This window comes from Pseudonocardia alaniniphila (assembly GCF_022524485.1).
Classification (GTDB): Bacteria; Actinomycetota; Actinomycetes; order Mycobacteriales; family Pseudonocardiaceae; genus Pseudonocardia; species Pseudonocardia alaniniphila.
The window spans coordinates 244662-264977 of record NZ_JAKXMK010000007.1 but is presented as its reverse complement, the minus strand read 5'-3'; the positions used below and the strand labels follow the sequence as shown (position 1 = coordinate 264977).

24 protein-coding genes are annotated in these 20316 nt (G+C 72.4%); 11 read left to right on the top strand and 13 right to left on the bottom strand.

What is annotated here, in order from left to right; all coding sequences use genetic code 11:
* Positions 1–3: 3 nt before the first annotated feature.
* The 8 genes from MMF94_RS09650 to MMF94_RS09615 all read right to left on the bottom strand — a co-directional run bounded on the left by MMF94_RS09650 (position 4) and on the right by MMF94_RS09615 (position 8151).
* Positions 4–1086: a uroporphyrinogen decarboxylase/cobalamine-independent methonine synthase family protein gene (locus MMF94_RS09650; RefSeq protein WP_241036038.1), complete on the bottom strand. Its 1083-nt coding sequence runs from the start codon at positions 1084–1086 to the stop codon at positions 4–6.
* 122 nt (positions 1087–1208) lie between these two features.
* On the bottom strand, positions 1209–2018 hold the full coding sequence (locus MMF94_RS09645) for a DUF1206 domain-containing protein (RefSeq protein ID WP_241035963.1): 810 nt from the start codon (positions 2016–2018) through the stop codon (positions 1209–1211).
* An 84-nt stretch (positions 2019–2102) separates the two neighbouring features.
* A complete protein-coding gene (mnmA, locus tag MMF94_RS09640) occupies positions 2103–3179 on the bottom strand; it encodes a tRNA 2-thiouridine(34) synthase MnmA (RefSeq protein WP_241035962.1) in 1077 nt (358 codons plus the stop codon).
* Complete coding sequence (locus tag MMF94_RS09635; RefSeq protein ID WP_379660480.1) at positions 3176–4390, bottom strand: cysteine desulfurase family protein; 1215 nt, start codon at positions 4388–4390, stop codon at positions 3176–3178. Before MMF94_RS09635 ends, mnmA begins: the two co-directional genes overlap by 4 nt.
* Before the next feature lie 91 nt (positions 4391–4481).
* Positions 4482–5393, bottom strand: a complete 912-nt coding sequence (locus MMF94_RS09630; RefSeq protein ID WP_241035961.1) for a lysophospholipid acyltransferase family protein — start codon at positions 5391–5393, stop codon at positions 4482–4484.
* A gap of 71 nt (positions 5394–5464) precedes the next feature.
* Positions 5465–6232, bottom strand: a complete 768-nt coding sequence (locus MMF94_RS09625; RefSeq protein ID WP_241035960.1) for a GNAT family N-acetyltransferase — start codon at positions 6230–6232, stop codon at positions 5465–5467.
* A gap of 151 nt (positions 6233–6383) precedes the next feature.
* Positions 6384–7331 carry an electron transfer flavoprotein subunit alpha/FixB family protein gene (locus MMF94_RS09620; protein ID WP_241035959.1) on the bottom strand — a complete coding sequence of 316 codons (948 nt, stop codon included), beginning with the start codon at positions 7329–7331 and terminating at the stop codon, positions 6384–6386.
* A gap of 31 nt (positions 7332–7362) precedes the next feature.
* A complete protein-coding gene (locus MMF94_RS09615) occupies positions 7363–8151 on the bottom strand; it encodes an electron transfer flavoprotein subunit beta/FixA family protein (protein ID WP_241036036.1) in 789 nt (262 codons plus the stop codon).
* 457 nt (positions 8152–8608) lie between these two features.
* Between MMF94_RS09615 and MMF94_RS09610 the strand changes: the two genes are divergently transcribed.
* The 3 genes from MMF94_RS09610 to MMF94_RS43300 all read left to right on the top strand — a co-directional run bounded on the left by MMF94_RS09610 (position 8609) and on the right by MMF94_RS43300 (position 10207).
* Entirely contained in the window at positions 8609–9583 is a 975-nt protein-coding gene (locus MMF94_RS09610; RefSeq protein WP_241035958.1) for a DUF302 domain-containing protein, read from the top strand.
* Positions 9580–9912, top strand: coding sequence for a 4a-hydroxytetrahydrobiopterin dehydratase family protein (locus tag MMF94_RS09605; protein ID WP_241035957.1), 333 nt, complete (start codon positions 9580–9582; stop codon positions 9910–9912). The genes MMF94_RS09610 and MMF94_RS09605 overlap by 4 nt, the downstream gene beginning before the upstream one ends.
* A 160-nt stretch (positions 9913–10072) precedes the next feature.
* Positions 10073–10207 carry a hypothetical protein gene (locus MMF94_RS43300; protein WP_277398683.1) on the top strand — a complete coding sequence of 45 codons (135 nt, stop codon included), beginning with the start codon at positions 10073–10075 and terminating at the stop codon, positions 10205–10207.
* A gap of 6 nt (positions 10208–10213) precedes the next feature.
* Here MMF94_RS43300 and MMF94_RS09600 read toward each other — a convergent pair whose 3' ends face one another.
* On the bottom strand, positions 10214–10735 hold the full coding sequence (locus MMF94_RS09600) for a hypothetical protein (RefSeq protein WP_241035956.1): 522 nt from the start codon (positions 10733–10735) through the stop codon (positions 10214–10216).
* 235 nt (positions 10736–10970) lie between these two features.
* On the opposite strand from MMF94_RS09600, the gene MMF94_RS09595 reads away from it, so the two are divergent.
* Positions 10971–11726, top strand: coding sequence for a class I SAM-dependent methyltransferase (locus tag MMF94_RS09595; protein ID WP_241035955.1), 756 nt, complete (start codon positions 10971–10973; stop codon positions 11724–11726).
* Positions 11723–13195, top strand: coding sequence for a 1,4-alpha-glucan branching protein domain-containing protein (locus tag MMF94_RS09590; protein ID WP_241035954.1), 1473 nt, complete (start codon positions 11723–11725; stop codon positions 13193–13195). The genes MMF94_RS09595 and MMF94_RS09590 overlap by 4 nt, the downstream gene beginning before the upstream one ends.
* Positions 13196–13234: 39 nt before the next feature.
* On the opposite strand, the gene MMF94_RS09585 is transcribed toward MMF94_RS09590, so the two are convergent.
* The gene (locus MMF94_RS09585) at positions 13235–14326 is read right to left on the bottom strand and encodes an epoxide hydrolase family protein (RefSeq protein WP_241036035.1); all 1092 of its coding nucleotides are present in this window, start codon (positions 14324–14326) and stop codon (positions 13235–13237) included.
* 95 nt (positions 14327–14421) lie between these two features.
* Here MMF94_RS09585 and MMF94_RS09580 point away from each other — a divergent pair, with 95 nt between their 5' ends.
* Positions 14422–14919: a MarR family winged helix-turn-helix transcriptional regulator gene (locus MMF94_RS09580; protein ID WP_241035953.1), complete on the top strand. Its 498-nt coding sequence runs from the start codon at positions 14422–14424 to the stop codon at positions 14917–14919.
* A 10-nt stretch (positions 14920–14929) separates the two neighbouring features.
* A complete protein-coding gene (locus MMF94_RS09575) occupies positions 14930–16222 on the top strand; it encodes a glycosyltransferase family 4 protein (protein WP_241035952.1) in 1293 nt (430 codons plus the stop codon).
* Here the strand turns inward: MMF94_RS09575 and MMF94_RS09570 are convergent.
* Both MMF94_RS09570 and MMF94_RS09565 read right to left on the bottom strand, forming a co-directional pair.
* The gene (locus tag MMF94_RS09570; RefSeq protein ID WP_241035951.1) at positions 16200–16358 is read right to left on the bottom strand and encodes a hypothetical protein; all 159 of its coding nucleotides are present in this window, start codon (positions 16356–16358) and stop codon (positions 16200–16202) included. The genes MMF94_RS09575 and MMF94_RS09570 overlap by 23 nt on opposite strands.
* A gap of 106 nt (positions 16359–16464) precedes the next feature.
* Positions 16465–17241: an acyltransferase gene (locus tag MMF94_RS09565; protein ID WP_241035950.1), complete on the bottom strand. Its 777-nt coding sequence runs from the start codon at positions 17239–17241 to the stop codon at positions 16465–16467.
* Positions 17242–17298: 57 nt separating this feature from the next.
* Between MMF94_RS09565 and MMF94_RS09560 the strand changes: the two genes are divergently transcribed.
* The 4 genes from MMF94_RS09560 to MMF94_RS09545 all read left to right on the top strand — a co-directional run bounded on the left by MMF94_RS09560 (position 17299) and on the right by MMF94_RS09545 (position 19589).
* Positions 17299–17550, top strand: coding sequence for a hypothetical protein (locus MMF94_RS09560; RefSeq protein WP_241035949.1), 252 nt, complete (start codon positions 17299–17301; stop codon positions 17548–17550).
* Between the two features lie 41 nt (positions 17551–17591).
* Positions 17592–18428 (top strand): ribokinase, encoded by an 837-nt coding sequence (locus MMF94_RS09555; protein ID WP_241035948.1) that lies wholly within the window; start codon positions 17592–17594, stop codon positions 18426–18428.
* Between the two features lie 79 nt (positions 18429–18507).
* The gene (locus MMF94_RS09550; RefSeq protein WP_241035947.1) at positions 18508–18645 is read left to right on the top strand and encodes a hypothetical protein; all 138 of its coding nucleotides are present in this window, start codon (positions 18508–18510) and stop codon (positions 18643–18645) included.
* A complete protein-coding gene (locus tag MMF94_RS09545) occupies positions 18642–19589 on the top strand; it encodes a nucleoside hydrolase (protein WP_241035946.1) in 948 nt (315 codons plus the stop codon). The genes MMF94_RS09550 and MMF94_RS09545 overlap by 4 nt, the downstream gene beginning before the upstream one ends.
* A 5-nt stretch (positions 19590–19594) precedes the next feature.
* Here MMF94_RS09545 and MMF94_RS09540 read toward each other — a convergent pair whose 3' ends face one another.
* A complete protein-coding gene (locus tag MMF94_RS09540; RefSeq protein ID WP_241035945.1) occupies positions 19595–20272 on the bottom strand; it encodes a response regulator transcription factor in 678 nt (225 codons plus the stop codon).
* Between the last annotated feature and the right edge of the window lie 44 nt (positions 20273–20316).

Sequence of the window (20316 nt, the reverse complement as noted above, 5' to 3'; positions counted from 1 at the left end):
ACGCTACGTGCGATCGGTAGCGGAGGACACGTCGGGTGGATCGAGAAATACGTCACCCAGCTCACGGGCGAGTGTGAGGGCGCGGCGGCCCCACGCCGGCGTCGCGCCTGCGAGACCACATGTCGGCGTCGGGATGGCGAGTGCCGCGAGGCGCGAGCGGTCGAAGCCGAGCCTGTCGGCGAGATCGAACGCGGGGCGCGCGAGCTCCCGTGTCGTGACCGGTCGTCCCGGGTCGAGTGCCGGCACCAGCCCCAGCATGAGCGGGGTGCCGGCGTCCCAGACCTCGCCGAGAGCGTCGAGCGCCGCAGGCAGGGCGGTGTCCCCGGAGAACGCCGGGCGCGTGGCGTCGATACCGATCCCGGCGGCCCCGATGTCCGCGAGCAGCCGCACCGGCGGGCGGTCGGCACAGCAGTGCACGATCACCGGCACGCCCAGTCCGGAGACGAGGTCGCGCAGTGTGTCCTGCACCTCGTTCCGCCCGACCGCACGAACCGTCCCGTATCCCGACGCCGTGGGCAGCGAACCGGCCAGCACGGCCGGCAGCGTCGGCTCGTCGAGCTGCACCAGCACCTGGGCCCCGGTGCGCGCGGCCACCTCGGCGACGTGGGTGCTCAAGCCCACGAGCAGGCTCTCGGCGAACTCGCGTACGGCACCGTGGTCGGTCAGTACGCGGTGCCCCGAATGCAGCTCCACACCTGCCGCGAGCGTCCACGGCCCGGCCGCCTGCACCTTCACCCAGTCGGGCCGGGCGGGCTCGCATGCCTCCTCGAAGGCGTCGAGGTCGACGCGCATCAGGTCGACGGCCCGGCGGTGGTCCCTCCCGGGCCGGGCGGTGACCCGGTACCCGGTCGGCACGACCTCGATGGCGATGTCCACGAGCATCCCCGCCGTGCGCCCGAGCATGTCGGCGCCCACACCGCGGGCCGGCAGCTCGGGCAGGTGCGGCAACAGCGGCACCTCCCCCACGACGGTGGCGGCGGCCTCGCGCGGATCGCTGCCGGGCAGCGACCCGACGCCGGTGGCAGCGCCGTCGGGCCAGCGCGGAGGCGGTGCTGCGGGCTCGTCCTCGTCGACCGGCCCGGGCATCACGATGGCGCCGCCTGCGGCCGTCTCGCCCGGGGTGACCCCGGCCAGGCCGGCTGCGGCGATCGCGGCCTCGAGCGCGTCATCGGTACTCACGGCCGGTGTCTACCACCCGGAGCGCGCGCTCATGCCTTCCGGTACCGGGCGTCGAAGAAACAGTGGACGCCGAACGCGACCAGCCCGAGAGCCAGCACCACGAGCACCACCGGCCCGTACGGCTGGCCTGCGACGGCCTGCAACCCGGCGTCGAGGCCGGTCGGCTGTGCCGGGTCGAACCGCACCGCGCCGACGACGAGGAGCACCCCGGGTATCCCGTAGGCCACGCCGAGCGCGGCCCAGCCGATCTGCCCGATCCGGGTGACCAGCTGCGAGCGGTTCAGACCGGCCCCGGCGAGGTCGAGCTCACGGAGGAACGCATGCGTGATCCCGCGGTACACCGCGTAGCCGCCCCCGACGACGAGCCCGACGCCCGCGAGCCCCACGAGGAACGGGCCTCCGGGCAGCCCGAACACGACCGTGGCGAACGACGGCTGCTTCGACGGCGCGCCTGCGGACGCGGCGATGGACGCAGCGGACCAGGCGAGAACGCCGAACAGCGCGGCTTCGGCGAGATTGACCGCGGTTCGCAGCACGCGGTTCCCGACCGGTGTCCCGCGGTGCCCCCACACCGCCTCGGCGAGCTGCCAGACCACCAGCGCGCTCAGGCCGACCGTGATCACCCACAGCAGCGCCACCCCTGGCCACTGCTCGGCGATCGTCTGCAGCGCGCCCTTCTTGTCGACTCGTTCTCGATCACCGAGCGCGACCTGCACGGCGAGTGCGGCAACCAGCAGGTGCACCACCCCGTACGCGACGAGGCCGCCGCGGCCGAGCATGACCACTGGTGCGCTGCGCACCACGTCCCGCGCCGCCGCCCCGGTGGTCTCGGACACCACGCGCACCTCCTCGTGCGCGCGAAGCGTCCCCTGGCGGCCTGCCACGGCGACACCGCCACTCGGTGGGCGGTCCGGTGATCGGCCTCAGTGCGCCCTGGTGATCGTGGCGCTGCCCAGCACGACATCGCCGCCGGCGTCCGGCCGGTAGAGGGCGACGGCCTGGCCGGGAGCGACACCACGCAGTGGCTCGTCGAGCTCGACCCGCAGCCCGTCGACGCTCGGAACGGCGACGGCCTCGGCCAGACCGCCATGGGCCCGCACCTGGACCACGCACGGGAACCGGTCGGCCGGCGCCCGCCCGGCGCTCCACACCGGACGCGCCGCGTCGATGGTGTGCACATCGAGGGCGGTGGCCGGACCCACGCGGACGGTGCCGCTGGCCGGCTCGATCCCGATCACGTAACGCGGCCTGCCGTCGACGGCGGGAGCATGGACGCCGAGTCCCTTGCGCTGCCCGACCGTGAAGCCGTGCACGCCGTCGTGGCGGGCCAGCTCCTCGCCGGTGGTGTGGTCGACCACAGCGCCCGGCCGGGCGCCGACGCGGGCGCCGAGGAACGCGCGGGTGTCGCCGGAGGGGATGAAGCAGATGTCGTGGCTGTCGGGCTTGTCGGCCACCCGCAGCCCACGCTCGGCGGCCTCGGCGCGCACCGCCGCCTTCTCGGTGTCGCCGATCGGGAACATGGCGTGCGCGAGCTGGTGGGAGGTCAGGACCGCCAGCACGTAGGACTGGTCCTTGCCGGCGTCCACGGCCCGGCGCAGCTCCCCTGCCGTGAGCCGGGCGTAGTGCCCGGTGCAGACGGCGTCGAAGCCGAGCGCCAGCGCCTTGTCGAGCAACGCCGAGAACTTGATCTTCTCGTTGCAGCGCAGGCACGGGTTGGGGGTCTGGCCCGCGGCGTAGGCGGCCACGAAGTCGTCGACCACGTCGGCGGTGAAGCGCGCGGCGAAGTCCCAGACGTAGAACGGGATGTCGAGGACGTCCGCGGCTCGCCTGGCGTCGGCGGCGTCCTCGCGCGAGCAGCATCCTCGGGAGCCGGCACGCAGTGCGGCCGGGGTCTCGGACAGCGCCAGGTGTACCCCGACGACGTCGTGCCCGGCGTCGACTGCCCGTGCCGCCGCCACGGCGGAGTCGACGCCGCCGCTCATCGCCGCCAGCACTCTCATCGGATGCCGGCCGCCGGCTGCCCGGCGCGTCGCGCCCGCTCGACCACGGCGCCGATCACGGCGACCACGGCGTCGACGTCGGATGGGGTGGAGGTGTGCCCGAGGGAGAACCGCAGCGAGCTACGGGCGACGGCCTCGTCGGCCCCCATGGCGAGCAGCACGTGGCTGGGCTGCGCCACCCCGGCTGTGCATGCCGACCCGGTGGAGCACTCGATGCCCTGGGCGTCGAGCAGCATGAGCAGGCTGTCGCCCTCGCATCCGGGGAAGGACAGGTGCGCGTTGCCGGGCAGCCGCGACGGGCCGCCCTCGACCACGCCCGTGCCGGGGTCGCCGTTCAGGGTGGCGTCGGGGACGGTGGCGAGGATCTTGCCGACGAGGTCGTCGCGCAGCCCGGCCAGGGTGGCCGCCCGGCGGGCGGACGCGCCGGCCGCCAGCTCGACCGCCGTGGCCAGACCCACCACGGCGGGGGTGTCCAGGGTGCCGGACCGCACGTCGCGCTCCTGACCACCACCGTGCAGGATCGGGGTGAGCGCCACCTCCCGCCCGAGCAGCAGCACGCCCGCCCCGATGGGGCCGCCCAGCTTGTGCCCGGTGAGGCTGAGTGCATCCACTCCGGACGCGCCGAAGTCCACCGGCAGCACGCCGACGGCCTGCACGGCGTCGGTGTGCATCGGAATGCCGAAGTCGTGGGCGATGGCGGCCAGCTCGCGGATCGGGTTGACCGTGCCGACCTCGTTGTTGGCCCACATGACCGAGACCAGCGCGACCCGCTCCGGCTCATGGGCGAGAGCGGCGCGCAACGTCTCGGGACGGACGCGGCCGACCTCGTCGACCTCGAGCAGCTCCACCTCGGCGCCCTCGTGCTCGGCGAGCCACTGCGCCGAGTCGAGCACGGCGTGGTGCTCGATCGACGAGACGAGCACCCGCACGCGCTGTGGGTCGGCGGCGCGGCGCGACCAGTAGAGGCCCTTCACCGCCATGTTGTCGCTCTCCGTGCCACCGGTGGTGAACACGACCTCCGAGGGCCGCGCACCCACCGCGGCCCCGATCCGTTCGCGCGCCTCCTCGACGTCGCGCCGGGCCCGCCGCCCTGCGGTGTGCAGGGACGAGGCGTTGCCGGTGCGACGCAGCGCATCCGTCATCGCCACCACTGCCTCATCCAGCATCGGCGTGGTGGCGGCGTGGTCGAGGTAGATCGGTGGTGGTGTCACAGAGCTCTACGCTGCCATTTCAGGTCGGCGACCCGTCCCGTTCGGTGATCGCACGCCAGGGTAGTCGCCGTCCGCAGCCTGCGGCCTCGGGCTATGCGGCCTCGACACGCACCGGCCCCGCGGCACCGCCGAGCGGCTGCTGCCACTGCGCCGTGTGTGGCACTCCGGTGACCGCCGCGACGGCGTCGGCCGCCATTCGGGCGAGCTCCCGCCGGTCGGCCGCGGATCCGGCCGGGATCGCCGGAAGGACCGTCAGCTCGCAGATCAGTGCAGGCAGGCGCAGCACGCGGTGCAGCGAGTCCCACAGCGTCTGGTCGCCGACGAACGCCGACGAACGATCCGGGGTCCCGTCCGGGCGTCGCAGCTCGAACGCCACCGGCCGGACCTGGGCCCCCGCGTCGATGGCCGCCTGGAACGCAGCCCGCCGGAACGGCCCGGCCGCCTGCCCGCACCAGGTCGTGCCCTCGGGGAACACCCCGACGACCGAGCCGGAGCGCAGCGCCTGCGCCGTGGCGTCGACCGTGGCGGGCAGCGCGCGAAGCCCCGCGCGGTCGACGAAGAGGGCTCCGCTGCGCGCCGCCAGAGGGCCGATAACCGGCCAGTCCCGCACCTCGTGCTTGGCGAGCATCCGCACGGGCTCCACCGCGGCCATCGCGAGCACATCGATCCACGACATGTGGTTGGCGACGACGAGCACGCCCGCGCCGTCGCTGTAGGGACCGCCGTTGACCCGCAGCCGCACCCCCACGGCGGTCAGCGCCGCCCGGCAGCACGCGCTCAGCCACCGGGCCCGTGCAGGCCCACCGAGCACCGGCACGGCCAGCACGGCGCCGACCAGCACGGCCGCGCAGAGCACTGCCACCAGCCGGATCAGCCGCACGACCACCCGGACCTGCGACACGGCCGCCTCGTCGTCCTGCAGGCAACCGGGCCCGCACGGCGACGACGGCGCCCAGCTCGCCGTATGCACCGGGTGCGGCGGCTCGGACGTCGCCGGCGTCACCAATGGAGACGGCAACGAAGTCGCCGGTGAAGCCGTCGATGGCGTCATCCCCGACGCCGTGATCACGCCGGTCACTCCGCGCCGCCCCCTAGGAAGAAGCGCAGGTAGCGGTCGTCCACGTGGTCCATGCCGAGCAGCACCATGAAGTCGGCGCAGTCGAAGTCCGGGTCGTGCGCAGGCTCGCCGCACACCCACGCGCCGAGGCGCAGGTAGCCGCGCAGCAGCGGGGGCATCGGCGCCCGCTGCGACCGGACGGCCCCGTCCGGGTCCCACGGGTTCAGCGGCTCGACGCTGTAGGGCTGCGGGGAGAGGTGGCGGGCGCGCACCCGGTCGCGGACGCTCGCGGCGATCCCGCCACCGTCGCCCAGCGGGACACTCGCGCAACCGCCCAGCCAGCGGTGGCCGGTGAGCAGCATGTACCGGGCGATGCCCGCCCAGACGAGTCCGACGACGGCTCCGTCGCGGTGGTCGGGGTGCACGCAGGAACGCCCTGTCTCCACGAGCGACGACCGCAGCGGCGCCAGGGCGTCGATCCGGAACTCGGACTCCATGTAGAGGCCGCCGGCAGCGGCTGCCCGCTCCGGCGGAAGCATCCGGTAGGTCCCGACGATCTCGCCGGTGATGTCGTCGCGCACGACGAGGTGGTCGCAGAACTCGTCGTAGCGGTCGATGTCGAGCCCGGGCTCCGGGGTGTGGAGCACGGCGCCGAGCTCGCCCGCGAAGACGCGGTGCCGGAGCCGTTGGGCTTCGCGCACCTCGTCCGGGTCGGTGGTGATCAGCAGCGAGTAGCGTGAACTGGCGGCCTGTGGAGTCCGGGCCAGAACCTGCGATGAGGTCACGCGGGAGTTGGTACGGGTCGTGAGCTAACGCCGACCGCCGCGGGTATCGACCGCCGATGGCAACCGGGTGAACAGCACAGCGTTCTCACAGACCTGCCCCGGACGGAGTTCACCGTCCGGGGCAGGGGCGTGATGTCGGCCGACCGAGCGCTCAGCCCTTGCGCTTGGTGACCTCGTCGGTCAGTTGGGGTGCCACCTTGAACAGATCGCCCACCACCCCGAAGTCGGCGATCTCGAAGATCGGCGCCTCCGCGTCCTTGTTGACCGCGATGATCGTCTTCGAGGTCTGCATGCCCGCCCGGTGCTGGATCGCACCCGAGATCCCCAACGCGATATACAACTGCGGCGAGACCGTCTTCCCGGTCTGACCCACCTGGAACTGATGCGGGTAATACCCCGAGTCCACCGCCGCCCGCGACGCCCCGACGGCCGCACCCAGCGAGTCGGCCAGCGCCTCGACCACGGCGAAGTCATCCGCCGACCCCACACCACGGCCACCGGAGACCACCACCGACGCCTCGGTCAGCTCCGGGCGGTCCCCACCCGTGATCGGCTCCCGGCTGGTCACCGTGGCCACCCGACCCGCCGCGGCGGGCACCGCGACTTGCTCCTCCACCCCGGCACCCGCCCTCGGCTCGACCTCCACCGAACCCGGCCGCAACGTGATCACCGGATGCCCCGTGTTCGACTTCGCCTCGGCGATGAACGCCCCACCGAACACCGAGTGCGTCACCCCGTCCGGGGACACCGCCACGACGTCGCCCAGCAGACCGCTCCCGGTGCGCACCGCGACCCGCCCGGCGATCTCCTTCCCGTCCGCCGACACCGAGATCAGCACCGCCGCCGGGTCCTTCGACTCCACCAGCGACGCCAACACCCCCACCTCCGCGGTCAAGAACTCCGCCGAGTCGGTCTCCGCGACGTAGATCTTCTCCGCGCCGTGCTCCTTCAACGCCCCGGCCAGCTTCGCCGCCGTGCCCGCCGCACCCACCACCACCGCGCTGGGCTCCCCCAACGCGCGGGCCGCGGTCAACAACTCCAACGTCGCCTTCTTGATCTCACCCTCGAGGTGGTCGACGAGGACCAGCACCTCAGCCATGAGCCTTCTCCCCTACCCGTCGAACCGATACTCAGATGAGCTTCTGCGCGACCAGGAACGCCGCCACCTTCGCGCCGCCGTCGCCCTCGTCCTCGATCTTCTCCCCCGCGCTCTTGGGCGGCTTGGGCTGCGACGAGACCACCGCGGACAACGCGCCGGCCAACCCGACCTCCGCCGGGTCGATCCCCGCATCCGCCAACGACAGCGTGGCCACCGGCTTCTTCTTCGCCGCCATGATCCCCTTGAACGACGGATACCGCGGCTCGTTGATCTTCTCGTTCACACTCACCACCGCCGGCAACTCCGCGCTCAAGTGCGTCACGCCGTCGTCGGTCTCCCGCCGCACCCGCACCGTCGCACCGTCCACCGTGATCTCGCGGGCGTGGGTCAGCGCCGGCAACCCCAACACGTCGGCGACCATCGCCGGCACCGCCGCGCTGCGCCCGTCCGAGGCCTCGTTACCCGCCACCACCAGATCGAACCCGCCCTCGACCGTGCCCAGCACCTTCGCCAGCGCCCGCGCGGTCTGCACCGCACACGACCCGTGCACCGCCTCATCCGACAGGTGCACCGCCTTGTCCGCACCCATCGACAACGCCTTACGGATCGCATCCGTCGCACGGTCCGGACCCATCGTCACCACGGTCACCTCACCGCCGTGACTCTCCTTCAACTGCAAAGCCGCCTCGACCGCACGCTCATTGATCTCATCCAGCACCGCATCGGTGGCATCCCGGTCCAACGTGCCGTCCGACGGGCTGAGTTTGCGCTCCGAATAGGTATCCGGCACCTGCTTGACCAGCACGACGATGTTCATCAGACCTCTTCGACCTCCTGCCGGTGCGGACGAGCCGCGGTGGGCCACACGGGGGCGCTCACACGCCGCGCCCAATCTCCCCGACTCTGCCACCACTGACCACAGCTCGGCGCGGGGGCAGCCGGATCGGGCAATTGTTACCGGCGAGTATCCCCAGCGGCAAACCGACCCCGGGTGAAACTTCTCACCGTGGTGGCGGACGGGCTGTGTGATCCCTCGCGTGATCGGGTATTGGTCCGAATGCCCATCATCGACCGCATTCGCACCTTCCTTGCCAGCCCACAGGGCCGACGCCTCACCGAACAGGGCCGGCGGATGGCAGCCGATCCCCGCAATCAGCAGCGAGCGAGGGGCCTGTTGGCGCGCCTGCGGCGCCGCTGACCGGCGCGCCCATTTCATTCGCCGGACAGGCGGCTGAAGGCGGATAGGGTCGGACGCCGTCTACTCGCGGAGCCGCCCCATGTCCGTGCTGGTCCGAGCCCCCCAGACCCGGAGATCCGACACCATCCGGACGTGGGGCGCCACAGTCATGCTCGCCGTAGTCGCTGCCGCATGCGGCAACGTCGGCAACGGGGAGGCGGCGCTCGCACCGCGCGCCGCGCCGGGCCAACCGTCGGGCACGATCATGCTGACGGTCGGCACCGACGTCGCCACCACCACGCAACGGGTTCAGGACGCGATCACGAGCAGCGGCGGTTCCGTGCTCACCGTCATCGACCACGCAGCTGAGGCCCGGAAGGCCGGTATCACGATCCCGGCCTCCACCCTCGTCATCGGCGGGTCGCCTGCAGGGCAGTTGCCGCTGTTGCGCGTCGACCAGCGGGCAGGCGTCGACCTGCCGCAGCGATACCTCGTGCGCGAGACCGAAGGCTGGGTGAGCCTCACCGTCAACAGCGCCGACTACGTCGCCGCCGTGTCGGGCATCGCAGCCGCCGCCCCGCGCGACGCGCTGCGTGACGCCACGCTGCCCGTTCTCACCGGCACGGCGCCGGGTTCCGCCGTGCCGGTCGGCTCCCCGCTGATCGGCGTGACCCCCTTCGACTACCTCGTCACCGTCTACGGCAGCGCCGACGTACCCACCACCGTCGAGCGACTACGCCGCAACGCCGACCGCGCGCCCACCCGCTCGATCGCGGTAGCCGACCTGACCGCAGGCTCGGCCGACCCCGGTCCTCCGATCCGTCCGACGTCGGCGGTGTTCGTGAGCAACCCGGGGGCCGAGATTCCCCTTCTCACCGCCGCGCCGTCGATCGGGCTGGATCTGCCGATGCGCTTCATCGTGTGGCTCGACGCCGAGCAACTCACCCAGATCGGCTACCCCGACGTGCGCAGGCTCGCGGTCCGGCACGGCATCTCCGCGAACGACCCGAACGTCGAGCGGCTCGCCGCCGACTCCGACCGGCTCGCACGCCTTGCGGCCGGCATCATCGAGTGAGTAACGGGAGCAAGACCTTGATCGTGACCGGTTACGACGACCGGCAGGGCTGCGGCTACGTACTCAGCACGGGGCCCGACGCAGCCGAGGGCTTGCCCGGCGGCAGACCCATCAGCCACAACGGGGTGACGGTGCTGGCCACCCCAGAGCTCGCCGCGCTGCTCCAAGACGCGCTGGACCACCGGCCGACGGCCACGTTGAGCTGGTCGGGTCCACGAGTCCCGCTCACCCTCGACGACACGACGATCCTCGCCTGGCTCACGCACGACGTCGGCGGCGTGCTCACCGTCAAGGGAAGCCCCGCTCCCCGCCCGAGGCCCCACGGCTGACCGGGCTCCGGTGGAAGCGGCTCACCCCGCGGATGCCACCCCCGACGATCGCGATCCGACTGCTCGTGGGCACGGACTCGTTCGACGCCCGGGTACATCCGGGCTCGGTCGACGTCAGGCACAGCGCCACCGGAGCCGTCGACGCCACCGTCCGAGCCCCGTGCCGGTTCTGTTGGACCTCATCTTCAGCGACGCGACCCTCGCGTCGGGCGCGGCAGCCGGCGTCCTCGAGGCCGGCGGCGACCTCGCCGCGGCACAGCAGTTCTTCACGCTCTTCCGCGTGCCGGAGACGTGACCCGAGCTAGCCCGTCACGTGGATGGAGTCGATCGCGAGCACGGGCACCGTCGCGTTCCCCCCGACCTGCGTGTCGTACGACATCGACCCGCGCACGGTGACCTCCGCGGTGAACAGATCCCCGCTGACGACGCCGTCGAGAGCTTTCGCGTCCCCACTGAGCATCGTGATCGTCGTGTACTTCAGATAGGCGCGATCCTCGCCGTCGTGCCCGACGCCGTCGACGTTGGCACGGACGGTGGATTCGCCCGCGGCGGGGTCGATCTGGGTCACGTGCCCGTACACGACGATGCGCTCGCCCTGGTAGGCATCGGGGTCCTTCGCGATGACCTGCCACTCCCGCGCGTCGACCGCGCGGTGGGGAGGCGGCGGCACCGACGCGCTGGTCGACGGCGGCGAGATCCGCACTCCGGTACCGATGACCACGCCGAGCAGGAGCACACCCGCACCGACCACCCATGGCCATGTCGTGCGCCGCCGGAGCCGGCGCTGAAGGTTCGGCTGCTGCGGTGGCCCGTCCTGCGTCATGTGCCGCCCCCCTTGGCCGCGCCCCTGCGCTGGGGGCTGCTCCTGCTCGATCGCTCCGGGCGGCCGCTCGTTACGTCTCCGACGGATCCACGCGCGCTCGCTCGACGACGTTCACCGGCCGTGCGCCGAACTGCGCGAGGGCACTCGTGGACCTCCCCCGTGCCGTCTGAGACGGTCCGCGCGTGAGATCTCACTCCGGTGCGCAGGCGATCAGCTCGTCCATGGTCGTCCCGCGATGACCGACATAGGCGTTCAGGCGCTGCCCCTCACCGGCGAGCGGACCGTGCCCGGCATCCCGGAGGAGAACTACTGGTTCCGCCGGCACGAGGTGGTCTACAAGGCTCTGCGCACCCGCTGCTCCGGTGGCGTCGTGCTCGAGGCCGGATGCGGGGAGGGTTACGGCGCCGATCTGCTGGCCGGGAGCGCCCCCACCGTGCTGGCCGTGGACTACGACCCGCTCACCGTCGCGCACGTGGCCCGGCGCTACCCGCACGTCGCCGCCGCGCGCGCCAACCTCGTGGCACTCCCGGTGCGTGACGAGGCCTGCGACGCGCTCGTGTCCCTGCAGGTGATCGAGCACCTCTGGGAGCAGGAGCGGTTCCTGCGCGAGTGCTTCCGCGTGGTGCGCCCGGGCGGCACGGTGGCGCTGTCCACTCCCAACCGGCTTACGTTCTCGCCCGGGCGCGACACCCCGCTGAACCCGTTCCACACCCGTGAGCTGTCCGGGGCCGAGCTGGCATTGCTGGTCGGCGACGCCGGGTTCGCCGACGTCGAGATCCTCGGGCTGCACCACGGGGCACGGCTGCGTGAGATCGACGCGCGCCACGGCGGCTCGATCGTCGACGCGCAGGTGGAGGTCACACTGTCCGGCGAGGGCTGGCCTGCGGCGCTGCTGCGCGACGTCACCTCCGTGACGTGCGCCGACTTCGAGCTCACCGCGGGCAACCTGGACGCGAGCCTGGATCTCCTCGCCCTCGCCGTGCGCCCGTGAGCGACCCCGCAGGCACGTTCTGCCTGGTACTGCACAGCCACCTGCCGTGGCTCGCCCACCACGGACGCTGGCCCGTCGGGGAGGAATGGCTCTACCAATCCTGGGCGCACGCCTACCTCCCGGTGCTCGACGTCGTCGAGCGGCTCGCCGCCGAGGGCCACCGCGACCTGCTGACCCTCGGCGTCACGCCCGTGCTCGCCGCGCAGCTGGACGACCCGCACTGCCTGCGGGGCATGCACGAGTGGCTCGGCGGCTGGCTGCTGCGTGCCCACGGCGCCGCCCCGCGACTGCCGGACCTCGCCACGTACGAGCATCGCGCCGCGACCGCCGCACTGGGACTGTTCGAGTCCCGGTGGCGCCACGGGGCGTCGCCGGTGCTGCGCCGCCTCGCCGGCGCGGGCGCTCTGGAGCTGCTCGGCGGGCCCGCGACGCATCCGTTCGCGCCGATGCTGCTGCCCGAGGTCCGGACGTTCGCGCTCGAGACGGGACTCACCGACGCGACCATCCGGCTCGGCACGCGTCCGGCGGGCATCTGGGCTCCCGAGTGCGGCTACGCGCCGGGGATGGAGCACGGGTACGCCTCGGCCGGTGTGCGACGGTTCCTCGTCGACGGGCCGGCGCTGCGCGGCGAGACCGCGCTCGCCCGCCCGGTCGGGAGCTCGGACGTGCTGGCGTTCGGCCGTGACCTGGAGGTCACCTACCGCGTCTGGTCGCCGCGCTCGGGCTATCCCGGCGACCGCGATTACCGCGACTTCCACACGTTCGACCACCCGTCCGGTCTGAAACCCGCGCGCGTCACGGGGCGGTCGGTGCCGCCCGAGAAGAAGCACCCCTACGACCCCGAGCGGGCCACGGCCGCTGTGGCGCGGGATGCCGCCGACTTCGTGTCGGTCGTCCGAGAACGGCTTCTCGGCCTGCGCGAACAGCTGGGGCGGCCCGCGCTGACCGTGGCCGCCTTCGACACGGAGCTCTTCGGGCACTGGTGGCACGAGGGACCGGCCTGGCTGGAGGCGGTGCTGCGCGCGCTGCCCGACGCCGGCGTCCGCGTGACGACGCTGCGCGGGGCCGTTGCGGCGGGGCTGATCGGTGAACCTGTCGAGCTGCCACCGTCGTCGTGGGGGTCGGGCAAGGACTGGCGGGTGTGGGCAGGGGAACCGGTGGCGGACCTGGTGGCGCTCAACGAGCGCGTGCAGAAGGCCCTGCTCGGCGCGGTCGCGCCGGCGCGGACACGAGACCTCCTGCGCGACCGCCTCGCGCAGGAGGCCCTCCTCGCGCTGTCCAGCGATTGGGCCTTCATGGTCAGCAAGGACTCCGCCGCGGGCTACGCGCGGGAGCGCGCGTTCGGACATGCCGACCGCGTGGAGGAGATAGCCGGCCGGCTGACGAGCGACCGCCGGTCACAGGCCGTGCACAGGATGACGTCCTGGCCACCTGCCCCCTTCGGCCACGTCGACGCCCGCACCCTCTAGCGCGACATGGACACCTGACGCTGTTCGACCGCCCGCGGATCAGCGATGCGTGTCCATGTCGCGGAAGAAGGCGCGGACGTCTTCTGCAAACAGGGCCGGAGCTTCCAGCGCCGCGAAGTGGCCGCCCCGGTCGAACTCCGACCAGTGCGTGATCTTGTAGGCGCGCTCCGCCAGGGACCTGATCGGCAGGGTGATGTCGTGGGCGAAGACGGCGACGCCCACCGGCGCCGGACAGGGCAGCGGGCCGAGTGGGCTCTCCCGATTCAGCCGCGCCGACGAACCGGCGGTGCCGGTGAGCCAGTACAGCATGACGTTGGTGAGCAGGCGGTCTACCGGAACCGCCCCACTCGGATCGCCCCACTCGGCGAACACGTCGGCGAGCCAGGCCAGCTGCCCGACCGGTGAGTCCGTCAACGCGTACGCCACCGACTGTGGCCGGGTGGCGTTCAGCACGCGGACCCCGGGCTGGTGGGCGAGGTAGCGCCTGGTACGCGCGAGACGCTCGAGATCCGACTCGGAGAGGCCGTCCTCCTCGCCCTCGGGCGGCGGTGGGGTCGGCAGGTAGTTCAGGTGCACACCGACGACGTGATCGGGCGCGACGGCGGCAAGGGCGCGGGAGATCGCCGACCCCCAGTCGCCGCCCTGGGCGCCGTAACGGTCGTAGCCCAGCCTGCGCATCAACTCGGCCCAGGCCCGGGCAACCCGCTGCACGTCCCAGCCCCGCTCCCGAGTGGGGCCGGAGAAGCCGAACCCGGGAATCGAGGGGATCACGAGGTGGAAATCGCGCGAGAGCGGTTCGACGACGTCGAGGAACTCGACGATCGATCCGGGCCAGCCGTGCGTGAGGACGAGCGGCAGCGCGTCCGGGTCGGCGCACCGTACGTGCAGGAGATGGATGCGCTGCCCGTCGATCTCCGTGACGAACTGCGGGTACTTATTCAGCTCGGCCTCGTGCTCGCGCCAGTCGTAGGCCTTCTGCCAGTGCTCGGCGAGCTCCTGCACCCGGGTCAGCGGGATGCCGAAGTCCCACCCGGCGGCGGGCGGTTCGTCGGGCCAGCGGGTGCGCGCCAAGCGGTCGGCAAGGTCGTCGAGGGTGCTCTGGGGGATCTCGATGCGGTACGGGCTGAGCATGGGCTCCTCCACACAAGAATGTTGGCTCGGCCAACGTTGATGCGGCCAACAGTAGCGGAGATTGTGGGCTGGACCAACAGTTGTAGCCTCGTTGCGTGGACAACCCAGCGGACCGCCGGACTCCCACCCGCCTGCGCTCCAAGCCCACGTGGCTCATCACGCACCTGGCGACGCACGCGGGCCGGCTACTGGGAGAGGCGTTCGATGCCGGCGAGTGGCGCCGCTACCACTACGCGCTTCTCGCCGCGCTCGAGGAGTTCGGCCCCGCCAGCCAGGCGGAGCTGGGACGGCGCTGCCGGATCGACCGCAGTTACGTCGTAGAGGCGGTCACCGAGCTCGCCGAGCAGAAGCTGGTGGTACGTGCCCACGATCCGGCCGACCGGCGGCGCAACATCATCACGATCACCGACGCCGGGATCGACCGCCTCCATCGCCTCGGCGCCACGCTGGACGGGGTGCAGGACGCGCTGCTGGCGCCGCTCTCACAGCACGAACGGGCCCAGCTGACCGACCTGCTGAGCCGTGTCCTCGACCACCACCTGACCTCACGACGGGATGGGGCGTCGTCGGGGCCGGGTCCCACGGCGGGATAGGTTCCGACGTGTGCGGGTGCTGATGGTCTCGTGGGAGTACCCGCCGGTGGTGGTCGGAGGCCTGGGCCGGCACGTGCACGCCCTCGCGACGGAACTGGCGGCAGCCGGCCACGATGTCGTCGTCCTGTCCCGGCAGCCGAGCGGCACCGACGCCGGCACGCACCCGACGGTCGACGAGGTCGTCGAGGGCGTGCGGGTCTTGCGCGTCGCCGAGGACCCGGCGCACCTCGACTTCGAACGCGACATGGTGGCGTGGACGCTCGCGATGGGACACGCACTGCTCCGCACGGCACTTACCCGGATCACGGGATGGCGCCCGGACGTCGTCCACGCCCACGACTGGCTCGTAGCCCACCCCGCCATCGCGCTGGCGGACGTGTTCGGCGTGCCGCTCGTGGCCACCATCCACGCCACCGAAGCGGGCCGGTACGCGGGATGGCTGTCCTCGCCACTGAGCCGCCAGGTGCACTCCACGGAGTGGTGGCTCGCCAACCGGGCGGACACCGTGATCACGTGTTCGACGGCGATGCGCGACGAAGCCGCCGAGCTGTTCGAGCTGGATCCCACCCGCATCGCCGTGCTGCACAACGGCATTTCGCCCCGGCGCTGGCGCGCTGACGAGTCCCGTGTCGCGGCCGCCCGGCAGCGGTTCGCACGCGGCGGGGAACCATTACTCCTCTACTTCGGACGCTTGGAGTACGAGAAGGGCGTGCAGGACCTGATCGCGGCGCTGCCCAGGGTCCGTCGCGCGCACGCGGGCACGAAGGCGCTGATAGCGGGCACAGGGACCGCCACGGAGATGCTCGTGGGGACGGCACGGACGCACCGGGTGCGACGGAGCGTCGAGTTTCTCGGGCATCTGCCGGACGAGGATCTGGTGGCCTTGCTGGCGGCCGTCGACGTGGTGGTGCTGCCGAGCCGCTACGAGCCGTTCGGGATCGTGGCCCTGGAGACGGCGGCGGCCGGAGCGCCACTCGTGGCATCGACGGCGGGCGGCCTGGGCGAGGTGGTGGTCGACGGGAAGACCGGGCTGTCGTTCGCGCCGGGGGACGTCACGGCGCTCGCAGGCGCGGTCGGCGCCGTGCTCGACGACCCGGAGGCCGCGGCACGGCGCGCTGACACGGCACGGGCACGGCTCGCCGTCGACTTCGACTGGGCCCGTATCGCCGCAGGTACCGCTGCGGTGTACGCGGCAGCACCCGTAGAGGGGCCGACCCAGCTGGGTCGGCCGAAGATTCCTACTGGCAACGTCTTCGGACGCAGCGCGCCCGTGGCGGTGATCAGGCCGCCTCGTCGTTCATGATCTCCAGAGCCGCGTCGGGGTACTCGGCGATGAGCTGCTGGATGAGGTCGTCGCGGTCCTCCGCCACGGCAGAGTTGACGGCCGCGGTGTACTCCTGGTCGAGAGCATTGAGGCGGCGGACGGTGTCGTCCTTCATGGGGCACCTGTTCCTGGGCTTCGGGGTTTCTCCGACGTCTATTCCAACGCAGGACGGGCCGCATCCGTTACCATAGTTGCCGCAGCTCACATCGATTCAGATTTTGTTAACCCTTCTTGACGACCGCACTACTGGAACTTTGCGCGACACGCTCGTGTACAGCGGCCTCCGTCTTGCGTGCGATGTCGGCGAGAGCAGCGCGGCGGTCGGCGCCCGCCTCGTAGTCGGCCAGGCGGTTGCGCACAACTCTCGCCGGCGCGCCAACTGCCACCGAGTACTCGGGGATGTCGCCACGTACCACGGCGTGCGCGCCGAGCACCGAACCCCGCCCCACCCTCGTGCCACGCAGGATTGACACTTTCACCCCGACCCAGCAATCGGGCCCGATGCGAACCGGTGTCTTCACGATGCCCTGGTCCTTGATGGGAACGTGCACGTCCTCGGTGCGATGGTCGAAGTCCGTGACGTACACCCAGTCCGCCACGATCGTGGATGCGCCGACCTCGACATCGAGATAGCAGTTGATGGTGTTGTCCTTGCCGAGAACGACCTTGTCGCCGATCCGCAGCGATCCTTCGTGGCAGCGCAGCGAGTTGCCATCGCCTATGTGCACCCAGCGGCCGATCTCGAGCCGGCCGTAACCCGGCCGCGCATGCAGCTCGACGCGTTTGCCGAGGAACACCATTCCGCGCAAGATCACGTGTGGGTTCGCCAAGCGGAACCGCAGAAGTCTCCAGTACCGGACCAGGTACCAGGGCGTGTAGGCGCGGTTACGGATCACCCAGCGCAGCGAGGCGAGCGTGAGGAACCTGGCCTGCCGCGGGTCGCGCCTCGATGCCCGCCCCCAGCGATCACGCATGGGCGCCCCCCACATGCTGGTCATGACCCGACGATAGGACCGGCGTGTTTCCCCTCCGCTGCCGCCCGGGTAGTCGCGGCGGTGACCACCGAGAGCTCGCGCATCGGCGGACCCGAGCCGCCGAGCGCCACCGAGGAGGACCGGGTCGTCTCGCGGCGGGTCGACAACCCCACGGCTGCCGGCCCGCAGGACGAGCGCGCGTATCGCGCCGCCGATCCCGACGCCGACCCGACCACGCCCGACCGATCCAGCGGGGGTGGCGGGAGCACCACCGAGCGCGCCCGCCACGATCTCGATTCGAGCGACGAGAGCGAACCGACGCGGTCGGAGTGAGGTGCTTGCGCAGGCCTGTGTGATCGACCATCGTCCGCGGGGTGCCCCGGATCGCGGTCGTCGGCAGTGTCAACCTCGATCTCGTGGCCCGCGTGCCCCGGCTGCCCGCTCCCGGGGAGACGCTGGCCGCGGGTGACCTGCGCCGGGTGCCGGGCGGGAAGGGCGCGAACCAGGCCCTCGCGGCCCGCCGCCTGGGCGCCGACGTGACGCTGGTGGCCGCAGTCGGTGACGACGCCGCCTGCGACGAGGCCCTCGCCCTGCTCCAGCACGACGGAGTACGGCTCGACGGGCTGCGCCGCGAGCACGGACACCCCACGGGCCATGCGCTGATCACCGTGGACGACTCCGGCGAGACCACGATCGTCGTCGCAGCGGGCGCGAACGCCACCCTCGACGTGAGCCCGGACGACGTCCGCGGCGCGGATGCGGTGCTCACCGTGCTGGAGATCCCCGACACCGCGGTGGCGGCCGCCGTGCAGCACGCGACCGGGCTCGTCGTGCTCAACGCCGCTCCCGCGCGGGCGCTCCCGTCCGAGCTGCTCCGCCGGATCGACCTCGTGGTCGTCAACACCGCGGAGTACGCCGCGATCGAGGGGCTCGACGCGGCCAGGGCCGTCGCCGTCACCGCAGGCGCCAAGGGCGCGGTGTTGCGCCGGGACGGCCGGGAGGTGGCCGCCGCACAGCCCCCACCGGTGGACGTCGTCGACGGCACCGCGGCGGGTGACGCCTTCACGGCCGCGCTCACGGTGGCCCTGCTCGACGGCGCGTCCGACCCCGACGCGATGCGGAGGGCGTGCGCCGCCGGTGCGCTGGCCGTGACCAAGGCCGGGGCCCAGCCGTCGCTGCCCACCGCCGCGGAACTGGAGGCCGTCCTGTGAGCGCACTTTCCCGACCCGACCCGCTGATCAGCGGGTGAGAGCCTTGCGCAGGCCCGCACCGTCGGCCATCGTCCGCGGAGTGCCCCGGATCGCTGTCGACCTCGTGGCCAGCGTGCAGCCCCCGCCCGCCCCCGGGGAGTCGCCTGCCGCCGGTGACCTGCGCCGCGTGCCGCAGCCGTCGCTGCCCACCGCCGCAGAACTGGAGGCCGTCCTATGAGCGCGCCGACCCGGCCCATCCCACTCATCATCGACACCGACCCCGGCGTGGACGACGCCGTCGCGATCATGCTGGCGCTGGCCTCACCGGAGATCGAACTGCGGGCCGTGACCACGGTGTTCGGCAATGTCCCGCAGCCGCGGACCACAGAGAACGCCGGGCGTCTGCTCGCGCTGTGCGACCGCTCCGACGTGCCGATCGGCCGGGGTGCCACCCGTCCGATCGTTCACCCGCAGCGCAAGCGCGCCGAGGCCTGGCACGGGGGCGACGGGCTCGGCGGGCGGGCCGAGATGCTGCCCGCCCCGGCCGCCGCGCCCGACGCACGCGGCGCCGTCGGGTTGATGGCCGCCGTGCTGAGCGCGGCGAGCGAGCCGGTGACGATCGCGGGGATCGGGCCGCTCACCAACATCGCTCTGCTGCTCGCGGTGCACCCGGAGCTGGCACCCCGGATCGGTCGGATCATCGTGATGGGCGGCGCGCTGGGAGAGGGCAACGTCAGCGGCGTCGCGGAGTTCAACATCCACTCGGACCCGGAGGCCGCCCACCGGGTGCTCACCCAGCCCGCCGTCCCGGTCACGATGGTGCCGCTCGACATGACCTTGCGTTGTCCGGCGGGTCCGGCCTGGATCGAGACCCTGGCGTCCGGCGGCCGGCGGTGTGGCGCGCTGGCCGAGGTGATCACCCACTACCGCGCGGCCTACCTCGCCCGCTACGGCATCGACGCCGTCGCGGTGCACGACGCGGTGGCCGTGCTGGAGGCGGTGACGCCCGGCGTACTGGAAACCACGCCGATGCCGATCCAAGTGGCATGCGACCTCGGCCCGGCCCGCGGTGCCACGGTGGCGTTCGCGGACGACGATGCCCCATCGGTGCTCGTGGCCGTCGGCGCCGACGTCGACGCCGTGCTGACCGAGATCCTGACCCGCCTGCTGCGCCTGGGCTGAAGGCGTCAGGCCAGGCCGTTCTCGATGGCGTAGCGCACCAGCGCGGCGCGGCTGCGCAACCGCAGTTTGCGCAGGACGTTCTGCACGTGGTTCTCCACCGTGCGCGGCGAGAGGACCAGCCGGGCGGCGATCTGGCGTGCGGTGAGGCCGTCGACCACCAGGCGCAACACATCGGCCTCCCGCTCGGTGAGCCGCCGCGAGCCCTCCAGGAGATCGGCAGGCCGGCCGAACTCCTCCAGCACGACGTCGGCGAGTCCGGGGCTGAACACGGCGTGCCCGGTTGCGGTGCGCCGCAGGGCGTCGGCCAGTTCCTCCGCGGTGGCAGGCGCGACGAGATGGCTCGTGGCACCGGCCCGCACCGCGGCGAGCACGGTGGCATGGTCGGGAGCAGCGCTGAGGGTGAGCACCGGGGTCTGGGGGACCGCCGCGGCGATCGACCCGATCACCGCCAGCGCGGTGGGGCCGTCGGCGAGATCGACCACGACCACCCGCGGGCGCAGCTCGAACACCACCTGCAGGGCGCCCCGGATGGCGACCGCGCGCAGCAGTTCGACGCCGCAACGGCCCAACTCGTGCGCGGAGTACGCGCCTACGGCGGGTTCACCGACGAGCACGGCGGTGATCGCGGGCCCCGTGCCCACCGTCGAGCCTGTCACCCGCCCCAGCGGCGCGCCCGCGAACATGTCGCGGATCCTCCCAAGGAGCTACGCCACGCGGAATCCGTTCA

Coding starts and splice junctions, on each gene's coding strand:
- MMF94_RS09650 (WP_241036038.1), bottom strand. CDS start 1,086: ATGCCCGGGCCGGTCGACGAGGACGAGCCCGCAGCACCGCCTCCGCGC.
- mnmA (WP_241035962.1), bottom strand. CDS start 3,179: ATGAGAGTGCTGGCGGCGATGAGCGGCGGCGTCGACTCCGCCGTGGCG.
- MMF94_RS09620 (WP_241035959.1), bottom strand. CDS start 7,331: ATGGCTGAGGTGCTGGTCCTCGTCGACCACCTCGAGGGTGAGATCAAG.
- MMF94_RS09610 (WP_241035958.1), top strand. CDS start 8,609: ATGTCCGTGCTGGTCCGAGCCCCCCAGACCCGGAGATCCGACACCATC.
- MMF94_RS09600 (WP_241035956.1), bottom strand. CDS start 10,735: ATGACGCAGGACGGGCCACCGCAGCAGCCGAACCTTCAGCGCCGGCTC.
- MMF94_RS09595 (WP_241035955.1), top strand. CDS start 10,971: ATGACCGACATAGGCGTTCAGGCGCTGCCCCTCACCGGCGAGCGGACC.
- MMF94_RS09585 (WP_241036035.1), bottom strand. CDS start 14,326: ATGCTCAGCCCGTACCGCATCGAGATCCCCCAGAGCACCCTCGACGAC.
- MMF94_RS09570 (WP_241035951.1), bottom strand. CDS start 16,358: ATGAAGGACGACACCGTCCGCCGCCTCAATGCTCTCGACCAGGAGTAC.
- MMF94_RS09565 (WP_241035950.1), bottom strand. CDS start 17,241: ATGACCAGCATGTGGGGGGCGCCCATGCGTGATCGCTGGGGGCGGGCA.
- MMF94_RS09545 (WP_241035946.1), top strand. CDS start 18,642: ATGAGCGCGCCGACCCGGCCCATCCCACTCATCATCGACACCGACCCC.
- MMF94_RS09540 (WP_241035945.1), bottom strand. CDS start 20,272: ATGTTCGCGGGCGCGCCGCTGGGGCGGGTGACAGGCTCGACGGTGGGC.